The 20,474-nt window shown below is 31.3% G+C and carries 19 protein-coding genes; 14 read left to right on the top strand and 5 right to left on the bottom strand.

Annotation, left to right across the window (positions count from 1 at the left end; translation table 11 throughout):
• From AC0L4B_RS07585 to AC0L4B_RS07550, 8 genes are all read left to right on the top strand, one after another.
• Entirely contained in the window at positions 1 to 636 is a 636-nt protein-coding gene (locus AC0L4B_RS07585) for a phosphoribosylanthranilate isomerase (RefSeq protein WP_473439236.1), read from the top strand.
• Positions 626 to 1,807: a tryptophan synthase subunit beta gene (gene trpB, locus AC0L4B_RS07580; protein WP_473439235.1), complete on the top strand. Its 1,182-nt coding sequence runs from the start codon at positions 626 to 628 to the stop codon at positions 1,805 to 1,807. The genes AC0L4B_RS07585 and trpB overlap by 11 nt, the downstream gene beginning before the upstream one ends.
• Before the next feature lie 240 nt (positions 1,808 to 2,047).
• The gene (locus AC0L4B_RS07575) at positions 2,048 to 2,329 is read left to right on the top strand and encodes a GIY-YIG nuclease family protein (protein WP_473439234.1); all 282 of its coding nucleotides are present in this window, start codon (positions 2,048 to 2,050) and stop codon (positions 2,327 to 2,329) included.
• Positions 2,330 to 2,706: 377 nt separating this feature from the next.
• Positions 2,707 to 3,477: a tryptophan synthase subunit alpha gene (gene trpA, locus AC0L4B_RS07570; RefSeq protein WP_473439233.1), complete on the top strand. Its 771-nt coding sequence runs from the start codon at positions 2,707 to 2,709 to the stop codon at positions 3,475 to 3,477.
• A 95-nt stretch (positions 3,478 to 3,572) separates the two neighbouring features.
• The gene (locus tag AC0L4B_RS07565) at positions 3,573 to 3,722 is read left to right on the top strand and encodes a hypothetical protein (RefSeq protein WP_187294260.1); all 150 of its coding nucleotides are present in this window, start codon (positions 3,573 to 3,575) and stop codon (positions 3,720 to 3,722) included.
• 95 nt (positions 3,723 to 3,817) lie between these two features.
• Positions 3,818 to 3,994, top strand: coding sequence for a hypothetical protein (locus tag AC0L4B_RS07560; protein ID WP_473439232.1), 177 nt, complete (start codon positions 3,818 to 3,820; stop codon positions 3,992 to 3,994).
• Positions 3,995 to 3,996: 2 nt separating this feature from the next.
• Positions 3,997 to 4,446 carry a tRNA (cytidine(34)-2'-O)-methyltransferase gene (locus AC0L4B_RS07555; protein ID WP_473439231.1) on the top strand — a complete coding sequence of 150 codons (450 nt, stop codon included), beginning with the start codon at positions 3,997 to 3,999 and terminating at the stop codon, positions 4,444 to 4,446.
• A gap of 111 nt (positions 4,447 to 4,557) precedes the next feature.
• Positions 4,558 to 5,832 carry a hypothetical protein gene (locus AC0L4B_RS07550; RefSeq protein WP_473439230.1) on the top strand — a complete coding sequence of 425 codons (1,275 nt, stop codon included), beginning with the start codon at positions 4,558 to 4,560 and terminating at the stop codon, positions 5,830 to 5,832.
• A gap of 97 nt (positions 5,833 to 5,929) precedes the next feature.
• On the opposite strand, the gene AC0L4B_RS07545 is transcribed toward AC0L4B_RS07550, so the two are convergent.
• Genes AC0L4B_RS07545 through AC0L4B_RS07535 form a run of 3 tightly spaced genes read right to left on the bottom strand, consistent with a single transcriptional unit; the run spans position 5,930 to position 7,691 of the window.
• On the bottom strand, positions 5,930 to 6,157 hold the full coding sequence (locus AC0L4B_RS07545; protein ID WP_473439229.1) for a VF530 family protein: 228 nt from the start codon (positions 6,155 to 6,157) through the stop codon (positions 5,930 to 5,932).
• Positions 6,158 to 6,373, bottom strand: coding sequence for a DUF6500 family protein (locus tag AC0L4B_RS07540; protein WP_473439228.1), 216 nt, complete (start codon positions 6,371 to 6,373; stop codon positions 6,158 to 6,160). It lies immediately after the preceding gene.
• A 7-nt stretch (positions 6,374 to 6,380) separates the two neighbouring features.
• Positions 6,381 to 7,691 (bottom strand): DEAD/DEAH box helicase, encoded by a 1,311-nt coding sequence (locus tag AC0L4B_RS07535; RefSeq protein WP_473439227.1) that lies wholly within the window; start codon positions 7,689 to 7,691, stop codon positions 6,381 to 6,383.
• A gap of 170 nt (positions 7,692 to 7,861) precedes the next feature.
• On the opposite strand from AC0L4B_RS07535, the gene tssD reads away from it, so the two are divergent.
• The 5 genes from tssD to AC0L4B_RS07510 are packed head-to-tail and all read left to right on the top strand — an operon-like array spanning position 7,862 to position 11,329.
• Entirely contained in the window at positions 7,862 to 8,548 is a 687-nt protein-coding gene (tssD, locus tag AC0L4B_RS07530) for a type VI secretion system tube protein TssD (RefSeq protein WP_473439226.1), read from the top strand.
• Between the two features lies 1 nt (position 8,549).
• Positions 8,550 to 8,849 (top strand): hypothetical protein, encoded by a 300-nt coding sequence (locus AC0L4B_RS07525; protein ID WP_473439225.1) that lies wholly within the window; start codon positions 8,550 to 8,552, stop codon positions 8,847 to 8,849.
• 5 nt (positions 8,850 to 8,854) lie between these two features.
• Positions 8,855 to 10,411, top strand: a complete 1,557-nt coding sequence (locus tag AC0L4B_RS07520; RefSeq protein ID WP_473439224.1) for a hypothetical protein — start codon at positions 8,855 to 8,857, stop codon at positions 10,409 to 10,411.
• Between the two features lie 2 nt (positions 10,412 to 10,413).
• A complete protein-coding gene (locus tag AC0L4B_RS07515) occupies positions 10,414 to 10,713 on the top strand; it encodes a hypothetical protein (protein ID WP_473439223.1) in 300 nt (99 codons plus the stop codon).
• A gap of 28 nt (positions 10,714 to 10,741) precedes the next feature.
• The gene (locus AC0L4B_RS07510) at positions 10,742 to 11,329 is read left to right on the top strand and encodes a hypothetical protein (protein WP_473439222.1); all 588 of its coding nucleotides are present in this window, start codon (positions 10,742 to 10,744) and stop codon (positions 11,327 to 11,329) included.
• Between the two features lie 16 nt (positions 11,330 to 11,345).
• Here AC0L4B_RS07510 and AC0L4B_RS07505 read toward each other — a convergent pair whose 3' ends face one another.
• Together AC0L4B_RS07505 and AC0L4B_RS07500 are read right to left on the bottom strand one after the other, a co-directional pair.
• Positions 11,346 to 12,701 (bottom strand): UDP-N-acetylmuramate--L-alanine ligase, encoded by a 1,356-nt coding sequence (locus AC0L4B_RS07505; RefSeq protein WP_473439221.1) that lies wholly within the window; start codon positions 12,699 to 12,701, stop codon positions 11,346 to 11,348.
• A 68-nt stretch (positions 12,702 to 12,769) separates the two neighbouring features.
• Positions 12,770 to 13,714 (bottom strand): tetratricopeptide repeat protein, encoded by a 945-nt coding sequence (locus AC0L4B_RS07500; RefSeq protein WP_473439220.1) that lies wholly within the window; start codon positions 13,712 to 13,714, stop codon positions 12,770 to 12,772.
• Positions 13,715 to 13,888: 174 nt separating this feature from the next.
• Here AC0L4B_RS07500 and AC0L4B_RS07495 point away from each other — a divergent pair, with 174 nt between their 5' ends.
• Positions 13,889 to 20,455 (top strand): alpha-2-macroglobulin family protein, encoded by a 6,567-nt coding sequence (locus AC0L4B_RS07495; protein ID WP_473439219.1) that lies wholly within the window; start codon positions 13,889 to 13,891, stop codon positions 20,453 to 20,455.
• The last annotated feature ends 19 nt before the right edge of the window (positions 20,456 to 20,474 follow it).

Genomic DNA, 20,474 nt, shown 5'->3' with positions numbered 1-20,474 from the left:
ATGAAATTAAAAATATGCGGAATGAAAAATGAGAACAACATCTTAGATGTTGCGGATCTAAATCCAAATTATATGGGTTTCATTTTTTACGAAAAATCATCACGTTATTTTAACGGAATCATTCCAGAATTACCAGAAAGTATCAAAAAAATTGGAGTCTTCGTCAATGCTACTTTCGACTATATAAAAGGTAAAGTAGACAAACATGATTTACAAGGTGTTCAACTTCATGGTCAAGAATCACCAGAATTATGTCAACGTTTAAAAGATTTAGACATCATTGTAATAAAAGTGTTTTCAATAAAAAATCAATTCGATTTTTCGATTTTAGAACCTTATGAAGAGGTATGTGACCATTATTTATTTGATACTAAAGGAAAAGAACCAGGAGGAAATGGCTACACCTTTAATTGGAATGTATTAAAAAACTACCCATCTTCTAAACCCTATTTTTTAAGTGGCGGAATTGGTTTAAAAGAAATGGATGCTATACTGTTATTTTTAAAAAGACCAGAATCTTACTTATGTTTTGGATTTGATGTTAACAGTAAATTCGAAACTGCAGCAGGATTAAAAGACACCACAAAATTAAACGACTTTAAACAAAAATTGATAGCACACAATTATGAGTTTTAACATTAACGACAAAGGATATTACGGAGACTTTGGAGGAGCATACATCCCAGAAATGCTATATCCAAACGTAGAAGAGTTACGTCAAAACTATTTAAAAATAATGACAGAACCTTCTTTTAAAGAAGAGTTTGATCAATTATTAAAAGATTACGTTGGTCGTCCTTCTCCTCTCTATTTTGCAAAACGATTAAGTAATAAATACAATACTAAAATCTATCTTAAAAGAGAAGATTTAAATCACACAGGAGCACACAAGGTTAATAATACCATTGGTCAGATTTTAATGGCACAACGTTTAGGTAAAACACGTATTATTGCCGAAACTGGAGCTGGTCAACATGGTGTAGCCACAGCAACTGTATGTGCTTTAATGGGAATGGAATGTATCGTGTATATGGGAGAAATTGACATAGCACGTCAAGCACCAAATGTTGCCAGAATGAAAATGCTAGGTGCAGAAGTCCGTCCAGCATTATCAGGAAGCCGTACCTTAAAAGATGCAACAAATGAAGCCATTAGAGATTGGATTAATAATCCAGTGGACACACATTACATTATTGGTAGTGTGGTTGGACCACATCCTTATCCAGATATGGTTGCTCGCTTTCAAGCGGTCGTATCAGAAGAAATCAAATGGCAACTAAAAGATAAAGAAGATACTGATAAACCAGATTACGTTATTGCCTGTGTTGGAGGTGGTAGTAATGCAGCTGGAGCTTTTTACCACTATTTAGACGATACAGATGTTAACCTTATAGCTGTTGAAGCTGCCGGAAAAGGGATTCATTCCGGAGAAAGTGCAGCAACTTCTGTCCTTGGTAAAGAAGGCATAATTCACGGAAGCAAAACCCTATTAATGCAAACTCACGATGGACAAATCACAGAGCCTTATTCCATTTCTGCAGGATTAGATTATCCAGGTGTTGGACCAATGCATGCACATTTATATAAAACAGGTCGTGCCGAATTTATATCTATAACAGATGATCAAGCCATGACAGCAGGATTGGAATTAAGTCAATTAGAAGGTATAATTCCTGCAATTGAAAGCTCGCATGCATTTGCTGTATTTGATCACAAAAAGTTTAATCCAGATGACGTAGTTGTTATTAATTTATCAGGTCGTGGTGATAAAGATTTACAAAACTATATAGATTATTTTAAACTGTAATATTTGAACGTTACCACAAGGTTCAGGCTTTCAAGGCTTGCTCTCTGCGAGGAGCTCAGACAGACCTTTCAAACCTTAACGCAGTATATTACAGTTAGCAAAAATAATGTGAATCTGAAACAAGTTCAGATTGACGTAACTTAATAATAAAGTAGATCACAAACACTACGTCATGCTGAACTCGTTTCAGCATCGCACAAGAAAATATAACTAGTAACCTAGTTCCTGTATCTCTTAACAATGAAAACAAGCTACACTTATATAATCACTAATAAGTACAGAACAACATTTTATGTAGGCGTAACAACAGATTTAAACAAGAGAATCACTGAACATCAAAATGGAATTGGTTCAGTGTTTACAAAAAAGTATAATTTAAAAGATTTGATTTACTACGAAATATTTACCGATATTAATCAAGCCATATTGAGAGAAAAGCAAATTAAAAATTGGAAAAAGGAATGGAAACTAAATTTAATTAAAGAACAGAATCCAAAACTTGAAACAATAAAAACAATGTGAATCTGAAACAAGTTCAAGCTGACGAAACTGAGTAACTAAAAAACATACAACGTCATGCTGAACTCGTTTCAACATAACACAAGAAAAGAAAACGTCATGAAGATCTAAATAATGGAAACACCAAACAATGTGAATCTGAAACAAGTTCAGATTGACGTAACTGAATAACTAAAAAACATACAACGTCATGCTGAACTCGTTTCAACATAACACAAGAAAAGAAAACGTCATGAAGAACAGAATAACAGAAACATCAGATAATGTGAATCTGAAACAAGTTCAGATTGACGTAACTTAATAATAAAGTAGATCACAAACACAACGTCATACTGAACTCGTTTCAGCATCGCACAAGAAAATAAAAAATTCATTTAAAAATGAACAGAATAAATCAAAAACTAAAAGAAGACAAAAAGCTATTAAGCATATACTTCTCAGCTGGATACCCAACATTAAACGACACTGTTTCTATTATAGAAGGCCTTGAGAAAAACGGAGTTGATATGATTGAAATTGGACTTCCGTTTAGCGATCCATTAGCAGATGGGCCAACCATCCAAGCTAGTTCGACACAAGCTTTAAAAAACGGAATGACAACAGACACGTTATTCACCCAACTTAAAGATATCAGAAAAACAGTTTCTATACCTTTAATAATAATGGGCTATTTTAACCCTATGTTACAATATGGTGTTGAAGATTTTTGTAAAAAATGTCAAGACATCGGTATTGATGGTTTAATCATTCCGGATTTACCTGTAGATGTTTACAATGAGCAATACAAAACTATTTTTGAAAAACATGGTTTAATAAATGTCTTTTTAATCACTCCACAAACTAGTGTAGAGCGTATTAACTTTATTGACTCGATCTCTAATGGTTTTATTTATATGGTAAGTAGCGCAAGCGTTACGGGAAGTAGCTCTGGTTTTGGAACAGAACAGACAGAGTACTTTAAACGTATTGCAGATATGAAGTTAAACAACCCTCAAATTGTAGGTTTTGGTATATCTGACAATAAAACATTTACTCAAGCAACACAATATGCAAAAGGAGCAATTATTGGAAGTGCTTTTATTAAACACTTAACCACAAATGGTAATAATAAAATAAATGACTTTACAAACAATATCTTAATTGACAATTAAGATAGTTTAACAATTTGGGACACTAGTTTAACTATCCATTGTGACACAACAACTTATATAAAATGTATCTTTATTACGAACCAAAAAAATAAATTATGGGAATGATAAAAGATAGAAAGAAATTTAAAACTACTGTTAGACAAACTAATCCAACAAATCCAACAGCAAACACAAAAATGGATACAAACGATTTTGATATTGACAAAGCAACTATCAAAAAACAACAAAATAAAACGATTAGCTAATTTAAAATTAGCTTTATATTTAATGCCTATTCAGTATATTTGAATAGGCATTTTTTTATGAAACTACTTAACGATTTTAGACTAGTAATACTTTTGTGTTTAACTCTTGGATTAGCTCCTTTTTTCCGGAACCACACATTTGGGGTAAAATTAAATGGATTGCTGGAGGAGCCAATGGAATGCAACTAAAAGATTGGTTTGATGTAGTCTTACATGGACTTCCTTGGGTGTTATTAGTTAGATTAATAATTGCCAAATTAACTAAAAAGTAAATATGTTAAATATTGTTTTAATAGAACCCGAAATACCAAACAACACAGGAAACATAGGCAGACTAGCTTTAGCTTCTGGAAGCACTTTACACTTAGTTAAGCCATTTGGTTTTGAATTAAGTGACAAGCGTTTAAAACGTGCTGGATTAGATTACTGGAAACATTTAAATGTTGTAATGTATGAATCAAAAGAAGACTTTTTTGAAACTAATAAAAACGAAAAATTTGCTTTCTTCTCAAGTCACGGAACAAAACCGCATTGGGAAATTCCGTTTGAAAACAATCAGTTTTTAATATTTGGAAAAGAATCTGTTGGATTAGATAAAAACATCATTGAAACCCATTCTGATTCACTTTATAAAATACCGCTTTACAGCGAACATATTAGAAGTTTAAACCTTGCTAATGCTGTAAGTATAGTTATTTATGAAGGTTTAAGACAGTTACAATAACCTATTGACTATATCGAAATTTTATACTAACTTCGTTGAACACTCGATACAGTGAATTGAAAACTCACTTTATCTATACGTTGAATAAAATGATAAGAAAAGTTTAACTGAATGATCAATAGCGAATTTAATGAGCAATTATTAAAAGAAATAAGATTATTTCATCATGGTGAGCTCATTATGAAAGGTAATTCTATTGATATCGTACCAGAAGAATTTACTCATAGCTATCTGCTAACTAATTTCAAAATCCCAAAAATAATTGAAGAATATTATTATTTACCCTGCCGTGACATGCTTAAAAAAGAGGATTATGATAAATTTGTTTCTTCTGGTTATGTTGGCAATCAAAATACAACTTTAGCACCTTACCCATTTAGTTTTAATGGAGCATACATACAAAGAAAAAAGTTGTTTTTTCAAATTATGCACTTAATACATACAACGGAAAGATATAAAGGAAAACCAGTGGAAAAATTTACTGACTTATTTCCATACTTTAAAGATTATAGTTTAGGTTTTAAAGCTGGATTTGATTCATTTGAAGAAGATTGTATCACAAAGTTCTTACCAATGTTTGCTGAAAAATCAGACTATTTAAATAAAGTTTTTGAATATGTTACAAAGGAGATAATTTTTAGGCATAGTTGGAGAAATAATCATTCAGGCTTCTCGATTTCTATGAATGTTGGTGAAAAAATGTCAAAAGGAGGAGAAATAACAAACGCTTTTGAAGATGGAAAGTTTCAAGGATATTTCTACAAAGCATGGAGTTTAATTTTTTCTAATAGCAATCTCTTCGAAGAATTGTTTGAGAGCTTTCTAAATCCGAAAAACACTTCTGATGAAAATAATGTTGTAGAAGATATATTGAAAGCTGCTTACACAATGCAACAAAACAAAATTTTTTGGACTTTAGATGAAGATAGCAGAACTAGACAGATTTTAGATTTATTACCTGAAAAATACCACACAAAAGATCAACCAAAATACGGCAAATCACAAGTAGGAAAAAAAGCAGGAAGTGTTGATGGCGTTATTCAATTAGAGAAAAAAGAGTTTTTTATTGAAGCTTTTAATCTGAGTAGCTTAAATAAAAAAATTATAAAAACTCATATAGATAAATTAGAGAAAAACTATGATTCAAAGGGGTTGAAAGAAAAATTTGTAATTGTATACTACAACTTGAAACCTAACACTTTTAATCAAGCAGTTGAAAAATATAAAAATTACATAAAAAATGATCATGACTTCATATATCCAAAAGTTAGAAATATGGAAGAAACGTTAGTAAATTATACTGATAGTAGACTTTACAAAACATATCACAATAGGGAAAATAAAGATGTAATATTATATCATTTACTATTAAAATTACCTAAATAAGAGTCACATCATATAACTTATTGTGCTTGGTACGAGCCTGCTTACAAAAACCCTAGCAACAAACCATGTACATAACGATTAAACAAACCTCCAAAAACTACTTACTATTTTTCTTCAAGTAATTTAAATACATGTTTTCTACTTTAGTTCTAGCCCAAGGTGTACGACGCAAAAATTTAAGACTAGATTTTACAGATGGATTATCGTTAAAACATTTTATTTTAATAACGTGTCCCATATATTCCCAACCGTAATGTGCTTGCAAGTCGGTAACTATTTGCTCTAACTTAACACCATGTAAAGGGTTGTTTTTTTGAGTTTCCATTTAACTGCTTTCTATTAAACGTTTAATCTTGACTGCTTTTTCAAAATGATCTAATTGGTGTGTTTGTATCCACCAAGTTGCAGCTTCCATTAATAACTCTGGGTTATCATTTTTATTTTTAAAAAACGCATAAAAGGAGACACCAACAGTATCTCCTTTTTGAGCTATTTTTTTATCACAAACTTCAATAATTTTATTTTTTAAATTTTGTGTCATCTTTTATTTAGCTATTAGATCGTCTATCGTTACTTCTATTTCTCGTTTTATTTCGGCTTCTGTTGCGACCACCAGAATTTGAAGTAGTATTAGATTTAGATTTATTTTTTTCGCCTTTAGGCTTATTATTTCTTGATTGATTACGCCTGTTTTGTCCTGGTTTAATAGGTGCTGTTGACGCATTTGGATCTGGTTCAAACCCTTCTAAAATCTCAACAGGTAATTTCATACCTATTAGTTTTTGGATGTCGCGTAAAAAAGTTGTTTCGTCTGCACTAACTAAACTTATAGCTTCACCATTGGCTCCTGCACGACCTGTACGACCAATTCTATGAACGTAGTCTTCTGATATATTAGGAATTTCATAATTAATAACGTGTGGTAATAACGGAATATCCAAACCACGTGCAGCAATATCTGTTGCTACTAAAACACTAATGCTTCCACTTTTAAAACCAGCCAAAGCTTTAGTACGTGCACCTTGACTTTTATTTCCATGGATTGCTGCTGCTTTAATACCATCACCAATCATTTTTTTGACTAGTTTATTGGCTCCATGCTTTGTACGTGTAAAAACTAAAACTTGCTTCCAATTACCATCTGTTATTAGCTTAATAATTAGATCTGTTTTTTTAGCTTTTGCTACACGATAAATTTTTTGCTTAATTGCATCAACTGTTGAGTTTTCTGGAGTAGCTTCAACTTGAACAGGACGATTTAAAATACCTTGTGCTAATTTTTTAATGTCTTTAGAGAATGTTGCTGAAAACATTAAGTTTTGACGTTTGTCTGGCATTAGCTTCATGACACGTTCAATATCACGTAAAAACCCCATATCTAACATGCGGTCTGCTTCATCCAAAACAAAGATCTCGACACGTTTTAACGATAGTAAACCTTGGCTTTCTAAATCAATTAAACGACCAGGTGTTGCTACTAAAACATCCACACCTTGACGGATTGTAGCTGCTTGTGGCTTTTGATTAACACCTCCAAAAATAACAGCACTACGCAAGTTTAAAAACTCGCTATACTCCTTTACGTTAGCATAGACTTGTGCTGCTAACTCGCGTGTTGGCGTTAATATTAATGCACGAATGGGTCTAAACTTTTGTTTAGGGTTTTCTGATAGTATGTGTAATAATGGTAATGTAAAACCTGCTGTTTTACCAGTTCCTGTTTGTGCAGACGCTAAAACATCATGACCTTCTAAAACTGGAGGTATTGCTTTTGCTTGAATTGGACTTGGCGTAGTGTATCCTTTTTTACTAATTGCTTTTAGTAAGGCTTCAGATAGGCCTAAAGATTGAAATGACATAAATACTGTTTATTGAGATAAACACTATGTATTAGGTTACCTCTTTTATTTGATGCAAAGGTAGCGCTAATTAATGGTATTATTATTTTAATTGACTATTGTTTAATTATTAACCGAATGATATTCGATTTAACACTCTTTTTTTGTACATTTATTTAAAAGTTTTAAATATGAGTTTTCTTGCCAAATTATTTATAGATAATCAAGTTAGAAATATACTTAACGTAAACCAAGTATATAGTAAGCTAGCAGACATTAATGGTCGTCCAGTTTCTAGGACCATGGGTCACAAACTTGAATTTGCTATAGAATCTACATCTGATGATACTTTTTTTTACGAAAGTATGTTTTCTGCAACTAGTAAATGTCAAGGCGAAATTGTCTTTTATAAACGTGATGGAATAAGCACCATGTTTAAAATGGAATTTGCTAATGCGCAAATATTGGACTTACAAGAGTCCTTTAATGCGTCTAACAACCTACCATTACACATGAATATTGCAATTGGATGGGGAATAATGAAAATGAGAGGTGTCATACACCAAGAACCCTGGAACCCTAATAATCCTTTTGTAGAAATTGAAACGACGACAAGACAAGAGGAAGAAAAAGAAGTAATACGCTATTTTGTTACCGATATGGAAGGAAATGAACTAGACGAATACAAAACTGGAGAAAAAATTATTTTAAATATTGAAACCAAAAACCGAATTGGTGATCGTATCACAATATCATTAAATGATAAATCTCACGATTTTAAATATGGTGGACAAATACTTGAAAATGATAAATTGAGTAATTATGTTATCAATAGTGATTTAGAACAAATAGAATTAGACGTTATCAACATACAATAAAATGGCAGCAAATACTTTTAAATTAGAATTTGAAGATGGAGTAACTAAAACATTAGACGTTGTAGTTGTTAGTCCTACAGACATCATTATGTTTGTAGCAGGAACACAAGATCCTGTTAATATATCCGCTTTAAACCATCAAGCAAATCATAACTACTGGAAAGCCAGTAAAGATAATCTTTGGGGAAAAGTTTTAGAACTAAAACCTCAGTTTCATGACTTAAACATTGAAGCTGATTTTTTAGCTGGAGTGGAGACAACAGTCAAGATGAAAGAAATAAAGCTGCAGAGAGGTTATTAGATTTAATGACAAGAGAATATCCTAAATTTAAAAACAAAGAAACTCATTTACATTTAATTGGTCATTCTCACGGAGGAAATGTTATCAATCAATTTACCGAATTAATCACAACCGATAGTCGTTTTCCTAAACAATGGAAAGTAAAAAGTATAACCTATTTATCGACGCCTTTTTTCAAAGAAAAACACCAGTTAAACCACTCCAAATTACACGAAGATTGCCAAATTATTAACGTTCATAACGATTATGATATCACACAAAGGTTTGTAGCCGATTTTTCTTTAAATAATTTAGAAAAATTAATACATGGTTTTGATGCTTACGAGTTTTATAAAGCTCAAAAACGAATAGGTCTTATAATGTCTTCTGGAGTTTTTGCTCCCTTAACATCAATATCAATTATTAGTGACTCCAAACATGGTGTTTTAATATGGGAACGAGTAGCATTACTACTGGATAGTGTAAATGATATTTTAGACCTAATCATTGCAATGATTAATAATCCTGAATTAAAAAATCTAAGTGCAGAAAAGGCTGAAATAACTAAACTTCTTACAGACTTAAAAACCTGGATACCTGGAGCCAAAACAAGGTTAAATAATAGAGTTACCGAATACCAAAAAACAATAGAAAACATTAACAGCAGTAGTGATGAAGAAGGATTTTGGGGACAACTTAAAGACAACATAGGAAAAGTTGCAGACAGTATAGGTAATAGCTTTAGCGATACATTTGAGACTGTAGATTTAATGAGTGATTTAGACTTAACTCAACCCTTAAAAGTTTTAAATAAAATATTTTATATAGACAAAGGAATTGAAGACGCTTACCTACTTGGTTTATTAGAAAGAATATTTACAGAACAAGCAGGTGTTACAGATACAATTGACAACACAACTTGGGATCCAAAAGATCAAATCCAAGGTAAATTTGACGTTATTGATATACCAATAACTAATGAAGACGCTTACCACTCACGAGGCTTAAAGTCTAAATTTGAAAAATTTGTTTCAAGTGCTGAAAAAAGTATTGAAGACGGAAATTTAAAAGAGTTTTTAATGATATTAGTTAGCCAACTAATATCTAGCGAATCTATAGATGAACAAAAAACTATTTTATGGTGGGCTGAATTAATATTTAAAGGGACTGCTGATGATGAATTAAAAAAATTCAGAAAAGATCATCTTGATAAATACGGTAGTTTGATAGACCAATATGATGCTCATTTAATTGCTGAACAAGATAAACCTAAAAAAGAAAAAACTAAAACAGACAAAGATGTTCCTGATGCATTTACCGATGCTGCTAAGCAAAAATTCAAAACAGATTTAACTGCTATTAATAATATATCCAAGCAAGAATGGGAAGCTACCATAACTGAGGAAAAAGAGAAAAAGAGAGAAGATGAAGAAAAAAACCCTCCAGCACCACCAGTAATAGGAAGTTTAGCTCACTTTGCAACTGTCTCTCATGGTTTAAGCCATACAAAGTTATGGGATCAAGTGGAAGAAGGATTAAAAAGTAGTTTTAGTTCTGGTAAAAATCCTGGATATAAAGGATAAGCATGAAAAAAGCACTCAAGTACTTATTATTTATTCTTTTATCAGTAGTATTTTCAATATTTGTATTCTATTTATATGTCGAAGATAATACTGTAGAGGTTTTTGGCTTATATTACATCGCGCCTCCTGCTGGCTTATTAACTGGAATTATTTTTTTACTGACTAATCATTTCTTTCTTAAAAAACAGACTAACAAAACAACTTATTATATAACAAGAGCGTTACTATATGTATTCCTTTATGCAATAATTTGCTCTGTCTTTTTATTTGGAGGAGATATTATTTATGAGATTTCCAATTAATTTAAATAAGACTTAAAACAATACTTTTATGAAACAGTTTTTTACCATAATAGCATTATTAATTGTTTCATTAGTTAATGCACAATCTACAAGAAAAATCATCAAGGATTTTGATGGAGATAAATGGATTGACACAGTATTTATAGATTCTGAAGCCAAAAAATTATTTAGTGTACTGTCATCAAATAACTACCAAAGGATATCAAGCTTTAAAATTAGAAGTTTAAATTTTGGAAATACTTTAGTAGACGTTAAAGATGGTTTTGAGTTTTGGAATGACTATGATCGTTCTGGTTGGATAAACACTTTTACTTACAATCCTAAAGAAAAGAAAATGCAGCTAATAAAAATAAGTCGCACTGACTATGATTTAAGTAATACAGCTTATGGCGAAGCTGTGCGTGATGGCAGTGGAAAATCAAGTATTAATTTGCTTACCAACAACTACATTGGAAACTTTTATTATGTCAAAAATGATAAACTAAAAAAACTACCAACTATAAAAGCCACTATGGTTTTTACGGACACATACCTTTACTGTTTTAGCGATCAAATTAATTTTGATTTTGAAAAACAATGTGTTGAACTCTATGAAAAAGCTAAAAAAGCACAGTAATTATCATATAGTAAAATTACTTTATCAAGTCTTTTACCTCATCAAAATTTAATCCTCCATAATTACCACTACTCATTAACAATAATGATTTATCATTAAAATTTTGAGAGAATAAATAGTCTTTAAAATCGTCTGGATTGGTGTAAATAATTAAGTCGTCACGCTTAAAGGCATCTGCTATTTGTGTTTCAGTGACGCGCTCTAATTTTTTAATTTCAACAGCATGAGGACTATAAAAAACAACTGCAACATCTGCAGCATCTAAAGCTCCTTTGTATTCATTTAAAAATTCGGCATTTAAACTACTATAAGTATGTAGCTCTAAGCAGGCAATTAACGTTCTGTTACTAAACTGTTCTTTAACAGCACTTGTCGTTGCTTTTACTTTACTTGGCGAGTGCGCAAAATCTTTATAAGCAACACTAGTATTGCTTTCTGCAATTTTCTCTAAACGTTTACTAGCTCCTTTAAAGGTAGAAATAGCTTCGTAAAAATCATCCTCGTCAATTCCCATATGTTGACAAATCCATTTTGCTCCTGCTAAATTATTTAAATTATGCTGTCCAAAAATTTCAATTGGCATTGGTCCTTCAGGAGTTTCTAGTAAAGTTTCGCCATTTTCTACAGTATAATCAGGTGTATGATAAGCAATTTTACGTATTGGGTTTTCTGAAGCCTCTACAACACGTTTTACCTCTGCATCTTCTTCATTATAATTAATGCTTCCTCCTTTTACAATGCTATCTACAAAAATGCTGAATTGCTCAACATAATTATCATAAGTAGGAAACACATTGATATGGTCCCAAGCAATTCCGCTTAACAATGCTATATTAGGTTTGTATAAATGAAACTTAGGACGTCTATCAATTGGGCTACTTAAATACTCATCTCCTTCTAAAACAATAAAATCATTGTCTTCTGTTAATTTGACCATAACATCAAATCCTTCAAGTTGAGCACCAACCATATAATCCACATCACGATCATGATAATGCATCACATGTAAAATCATAGATGTTATAGTAGTTTTACCATGACTACCTCCTATTACAACTCTAGTTTTATGTTTGGATTGCTCGTACAAAAACTCAGGATAACTATATATTTTTAAACCTAAATCTTGTGCTTTTAATAGCTCAGGATTGTCAGCTTTGGCATGCATACCAAGTACTATTGCATCTAAATTAGCAGTTACTTTTTCTGGAAACCATCCAAAGGCTTCAGGTAATAATCCTTTAGCATCTAATCTAGATTTAGAAGGTTCAAAAATAGTATCATCACTTCCAGTTACTTGGTATCCTTTTTTGTGTAACGCTAGTGCTAAATTGTGCATCGCACTTCCGCCAATAGCTATAAAATGTACATTCATTATCCTTATTTTGTAGAGTATTCAAAGATAATAATTACTTGAACAAGTAAAACCTTTTTTGTGATATACTACAAATCTTCTTTAAAATCTTGAAACACTTCTATTTTTGGTAATTCGGCTATAGCCATATTAATATATTTTAAAGCATTTGTAGTATCATTTTTATGCTTGTAAATTTGTGCCAATCTGTAATTAGCCCAAGCTTTAGGAACACCATCTTTAGCCGAGTGGTTTTGCAAATACACCACTAAACACTGTTTACCTTTATCTAATTGCACATTGTAATCTGCGCACACTTTTCCTATTTGATAATGTAAACTATTACGTTGGTGTTTAATTTGTGAAGCTTCAATATTAGTTATTGCTTTTTCTGGCTGTTTTTCTTTTTCATATAAAGCAGTCAACTTTTCATAACAAGTTAAAGATCCTCCAACTTTAATAGCTTTTAAATAATATTTTTCTGCTAATTCTGGCTCATCATCATATTCATAAATATAACCTTTAGCTAAATAACCATCGACTTTGGATAAGGACTCTAACTGGTTTGCATATTTTAAAGATTTACTTTTACTACCTCCTATTATTCCTGGCAATTGCATATATAATTCCACTAAAGCCCAACGTGTTTCAATATGATTTGGATCTAATTCGGCAGCTTTTAAAAAAGAAGATTTTACATCTCCTATAATACCCAAAGCAGAAACTTTGCTAACAGATAAAGCTTTCATCCCTAAAGCTCCTCCATATTTATAATGGTAATTAGCAGTTTTGGGTTTGGCTTTGATTAACTTTTTATATTCTGTAGCTGCTTCATCCCATTTTTTTTGATGACCATATGCATCGCCTAGCAACTCAATTGCTCTTAAATTATCAGAATTAGACTTTACAAAAGCATTTAAAACCTTTTCAGCTTTACTAAATTGTTTTTTATTGATGTAGCCTTCACCTAACTCTACTGTACTTTGAGAAAAAACAGCAATAGGTAGTAATAAGGCAATTAATAATGATTTCATATTGAATATTAAAGGTTTACAAAAATAGTATTCTATTGGTATTGTTTTTGATTTAATTGGTAAAATATTAATTAACTTTAAATCCGTAAAACGTTACTCATTCAAACGTACACTTTACGCAATTGTACTTTAAAAACATAAAACACTAAAGTATATTGCTTAAAAATTAATAAAATGAAGCATATATCCACATTTTTAATGATTTTACTTTTTGCAACGTCACATGCTCAAAACAATAACTATTCCAATTTATGGCATCAGGTAGAAGCGCAGGAAATTAATGGTTTACCTAAAAGTGCACTAAAAATAGTAGACACAATATATACTAAGGCTGTAGCCGAAAACAATAGCGAGCAACGCATTAAAGCACTACTTTTTAAAAGCAAATTTGCTTTATTACTAGAGGAAGATGCACAATTAAGTATTGTTAATAATTTTAAAACCGAAATAAATAATAGCCAAGCACCAACAAAAAATGTACTTCAAAATATGTTAGCGACATTGTATTGGCAGTATTTTAACCAAAATAGATACAAATTTTATAGACGTACAAAAACCGAAAATAAAGCAGACCAAATTGATTTTAGAACATGGGATTTAAACACTTTATTTACTGAAATAAAAACCTTGTATGACCAATCTTTACAAAACGGTTTAATATTACAACAAACTCCGATCTCTAAGTTTGATGCTATTATTACAAAAGGAGTTGACAGTAAAATATACAGACCAACACTTTTTGACTTTTTAAGTCATAACGCGTTAACCTTTTATGGCACTTCAGAAACTCAAATTACGCAACCTGCTTATAAATTTTCTATTGACAATCCAGAGTTATTAGGCAATACTAATGCTTTTGCCAAGCTAAAAATAACCTCTAAAGATTCGTCTTCATTACAAATGCAAGGTCTAAAAGTCTATCAAAACTTGATTAAATTTCATTTAAAAGACAACACTCCTTTTGCTTTAACCGAAGTTGATATAAATCGACTAGATTACGTTTACAACAATGCTACCTTTGACAATAAAGCAGACTTTTATTTAAAAGCGTTACAAACCGAAGCCAATCAATACAAAACACAAAGCGTATCTGCATTATACAATTTTAAAATAGCTTCATTATTTGCACAACAAGGTTTTGCTTATAATAAAGACAGTAATCCCGAAGTTAGATTTAAAATTAAAGAAGCAATTAATTTATGTCAACAAGTAATAAACGACTTTCCGGACAGTAAAGGTGCCCAATTGTGTGAAACACTAAAAACACAATTACTATATCCTTCTTTAAACATTACAGCAGAACAATTTGTACCAAACAACACGCACTCTAGGTTTTTAATAAACTATAAAAACGTTCAAAATATAACGTTTAACGCTTATAAATTAACGAGAAAACAACGAGATGAATTTTCAGATTTATATAAAGAGGACGAAAAGAAAGCCTTTATAAAAAAGCTTAAAATTGAAACCACTTGGAATTCTGATTTAAAAAATGAAAACGATTACCAACAACACACTACCGAAGTTTTAGTACCTAAATTAAATAACGGATTGTATCTAATTGTAGGACACTCTACAGATTTAGAAAACAACTTTTTTGCAACTACATTAACACAAGTTACTGATTTAGCAATTGTAAATTTTGAGGATCAAAACCAAGAATTTTACCAAGTAATCAATCGTAATAATGGACAACCTTTAGCTAATGCAAAAGTTAGTATTGATTATATATATCGCGATGAATTTTTAAAAACTATCAAAACCACAACAAGTTCCAAAGGAATTATTAGTCTTAGTAAAACTACAGAAAACTACCAAAATCAAATAGCACTAACCATACAAACAAAATCAGATACAGGATATTTTGGTGATTATTATCTAAACAGATATTATAAAAAAGACAAAAACAACGACACTAATTATCGTGCTTTTATTTTTACAGATCGCAGTATTTATAGACCTTCACAAACCGTTTACTTTAAAGCGATAGCTTTAAAAAACAAAAACGATAAAACTGAAGTAATGACTAACAAAAAAGTGGACGTTACTTTATATAATACTAATGGCGAAAAAGTAAGCACACTAAATTTAACAACCAATGATTTTGGGTCTGTCTCTGGCGAGTTTATTTTACCTAACGATGGGTTAACTGGTAATTTTAGTATTCAAGTTAGTAATAATAACGTGTATGGAAACACATCTATTGCTGTAGAAGAATATAAACGTCCAAAATTTGAAACCAACTTTAAACCCATTACCGAAACCATAAAAGTTAACAACAGTGTCACTGTAACTGGTGAAGCTATTGCTTTTGCAGGCTCAAAAATTACTGATGCAAAAGTAGTGTATCGTGTGGTTAGAAATGTACAATATCCTACTTGGTACAGATGGTCTAGACCTAATTACACCACCAGCGAACCACAAGAAATTACTCATGGTGAAACGACTACTGACGCAGATGGTAATTATAAGATTGTATTTAAAGCCATACCTGACTTAAAATCTGATAAAGCAAACTTACCAATTTTTAGCTATCAAGTTTTTGCAGATGTTACAGATATTAATGGCGAAACAAGAAGTACAGAAACAACGGTTAAAGTTGGTTACCATGCCTTAACAGCAAACATTATTGTTGATTCAAGTATTGATAAATCTAAAAAAGACAATCAAATTACCATTACAACACAAAACTTAAATGGTCAGTTTGTTGCAGCAAAAGGAACCTTGAAAATATACAAATTAGAGGCTCCTAACAACGTACTAAGAGACAGACCTTGGGTTGCACCAGATTATCCTGGATTTACAAAACAGACATTTAAAGATTATTTTCCGCATGATGCATTTAGCAATGAAAATCAACCAGAAAATTGGAAAAAAGGAAATCTAGTTTTTGAGACTAACTTTAACACTGAAAAATCAACAACTATTGATTTAAAAAACATTAAAAAATGGATATCTGGAGCCTATATTGTTGAGTTAAACACCAAAGACAAGTTTGGACAAGCGGTTACTAATAAGGCTAAAACTAATTTGTATTCTGACAAAGACAAAGCTTTAGCTGACCAACAATTAATTACTGTCACAACAGACAAATCTAATTATCAAATTGGTGACAATGTCATCTTAACTTTAGCAACTGCAGCAAAAAACTTAACGGTTACAGTAAGTATTGAACGTGATTATCAAATTAAAGAAAACCATATTATAAACCTAAATCAAAACAAAAAAAGCATTACAATTCCTGTAGATAAAAACGATTTAGGAGGTTTTGGTATCCATTATAGCTTAGCTGCTTTTAATAGTTATAAAGGAGGAAGCATGACTATTAACGTGCCTTATCAAAAAACCGATTTAGAAATAGAAACATTAACCTTTAGAGACAAGTTACAACCAGGCACTAATGAAACATGGAGTTTTAAAATTAAAGGTACAAAAGGCGAAAAAGTAGCAACTGAGTTTTTAGCAAGTATGTACGATGCTTCTTTAGATCAATTTAAATCTCATAACTGGAACTACTCTAACTTTACACCTAGAAGCTATTACGCATCATATAGACGTAATAATGGTAGTAGTTTTGGAACTACATATTTTAGAATTGACAGACCGTATAATTATCCACAATTTAATAATACTAAAAACTTTGACCAGTATAATTGGTTTGGGTTTACCATGAATAATAATAGTTGGTTTTACAGACAATATGTAAATAGATTAAGAATAAACAGAATAAAAACCTCCTATGATGGCACAGTAAAAAAAGGATTTGTTACTGGAACTATTACTGATGAAAATGGATTACCTCTTCCTGGTGCAAATGTAATAGTTAAAGGAACGTCTATTGGAACTACCACAGATTTTGATGGTGATTTCATTATTAAAGCTACAACAGGAGATCTATTAATTTTTAATTATGTTGGTTATCAAGCTATTGAAAAAACAGTTGGAACAGATAATGTTATTAATATTAGTCTATCAACAAATGATAATGCATTAGAAGAGGGTATTGAAGCAGCTATGAGGTCTAAAAGAAAAAGAGGTGAACAAAAAGCAAATTTCAAAGAAAATAGTACTTTAGAAGTTCTTGATCAAGCCTCTAACCCAAACATTATACAAGGTCTATCAGGTAAAGTTTCTGGCTTAAAAATTAATACATCCAATAATGGTATAAATCAATCTACAAGAATTATACTAAGAGGAAACAGGTCGTTAACGGGTAGTAGCAAAGCATTAATAGTTATAGATGGAGTAATAGCTTCATCTGAAGATTTAGCAAATTTAGCTCCAGAAATAATTAAATCAACAAATATTTTAAAAGGTGCTTCAGGTAGTGCTCTGTATGGTTCTCAAGGCGCAAATGGAGTAATTATTGTAACAACTAAAAATGGCGTAACAGAAGACTTTTCTAACGTTAAAGCTAGAACCAATTTACAGGAAACCGCATTTTTCTTTCCACAATTAGCAACCGATAAAGAAGGAAATGTTTCTTTTAATTTTACTACTCCAGAAGCTTTAACCAAATGGAATCTTAATTTATTTGCTCATGACAAACAAGGTAATTATGCTAAGAGCACATTACAAACAGTGACGCAAAAGGATTTAATGGTATTACCAAATGTGCCTCGTTTTTTACGTCAAGGTGACCAAATACAAATTAGCACAAAAATTTCTAATCTTAGTAAAAAAGAGATGTCTGGTACTGCTGTGCTTCAATTGTTTGATGCCTTGACTGGTAAATCTGTAGATTCGGAATTAGCCAATACCTTAAACCAACAATCGTTTTCCGCGAAAGCGAAAGGAAACACTCAAGTAACTTGGACGCTAACAATTCCTGATAACGTTCAAGCTATTCAGTATAAAATATTAGCAAAAGCTGGTAAATTTAGCGATGGAGAACAAAATGCACTTCCTGTTTTAACCAACAGAATGCTAGTCACAGAAACGCTTCCTATGTGGATTAAAAGCAACGAGAGTAAAACTTTTACATTGGATAAATTAAAGACCTCAACCTCATCAACTTTAAAACACCATAAATTAACCTTAGAAATGACTAGTAATCCTGCTTGGTATGCTGTACAAGCTTTACCATACCTAATGGAATATCCTTACGAGTGTAATGAGCAAACCTTTAGCCGATTTTATGCTAATACATTAGCTAGTCACATTGTTAATAGTAATCCAAGGATTAAAGCGGTATTTAACCAATGGAAAAACACGGATGCTCTACTTAGTAATTTAGAAAAAAATCAAGAATTAAAGTCTATTTTAATTCAAGAAACACCTTGGCTACGTGATGCACAAAGTGAAACAGAACAGAAAAAACGAATAGCTTTATTATTTGATTTAAATAAAATGACCAATGAGTTAAATCGTGCTAGAAAAAAACTACAAAACAACCAAATGGATAATGGTGGTTGGTCTTGGTTTGGAGATTATCGTGTTAATCGCTACATCACTCAGCATATTATTACTGGATTTGGACACCTTAAAAAATTAAATGTTATTACAAATGATAGCGAAACATCCATGATTAATAAAGCTATTAGTTATTTAGATAAAGCGTTTATTAAAGAATATAAGGACTTAACCAAATACACAAACGATATAGATTATACCAAAGACCACTTAAGCTACACGCAATTACATTATATGTACATGCGAAGTTTTTATCCTGAAATAAAAGGGTCTAAAGAGCAACAAGAGATTTACAAGTATTACTTATCACAAATAAGAAATTATTGGCTACAACGTCCTTTATATGCAAAAGGAATGATGGCTTTAATAATGCATAGGCAAAATGATAACACCACTGCAAATGCTATTTTAAAATCATTAAAAGAAAATAGTATTACGTCTGAAGAATTGGGTATGTATTGGAAAGAAAACACCAATTCTTACTATTGGTATCAAGCATCAATCGAAACTCAAGCTTTAATGATTGAAGCTTTTTCTGAAATTAAAAATGACACTAACACTATTGATAACTTAAAAATTTGGCTACTTAAAAACAAACAAACCAATAAGTGGAAAACAACAAAAGCAACGACAGAAGCTGTTTATGCTTTATTAATACAAGGTAGTGATTGGCTAAGTGTTACAGATAAGGTTGATGTAGTTTTAGGAAACCAAAAAATATCACCTGAAACCTTAGATAATGTAAAAGTTGAAGCAGGAACTGGATACTATAAAACATCTTGGTCTAAAAATGAAATTAAACCAGAAATGGCAACCGTAAAATTGACAAAAAAAGGAAATGGTATTGCTTGGGGAAGTTTATATTGGCAGTATTTTGAAGACTTAGATAAAATAACTTCTGCTGAAACACCATTAAATCTTAAGAAACAATTGTATTTAAAAACCAATACTGACACTGGTGAAGTAATCTCTAAAATTACAGAAGGCACAACACTTAAGGTTGGAGATTTAGTTAGAGTTAGAATCGAACTGCGAAGTGATCGCGCAATGGAATTTGTACACATGAAAGATATGCGAGCTGCAGGTTTAGAACCTATTAATGTGCTTAGTAAATACAAGTACCAAGATGGATTGGGCTATTATGAAGCAACTAAAGATGCGTCAACCAACTTCTTTTTTGATTATTTACCAAAAGGGATTTATGTGTTTGAATATGATTTACGTGTCAACAATGCTGGAAATATGAGTAATGGAATAACAACCATACAGAGTATGTATGCACCAGAATTTAGTAGTCACAGTGAAGGTGTACGTATTGAGGTAGAATAACTTGACACAAATGATGACA

It is taken from the genome of Olleya sp. NP1-10 (assembly GCF_055804415.1).
This window is presented reverse-complemented; position numbering and strand designations above follow the sequence as displayed.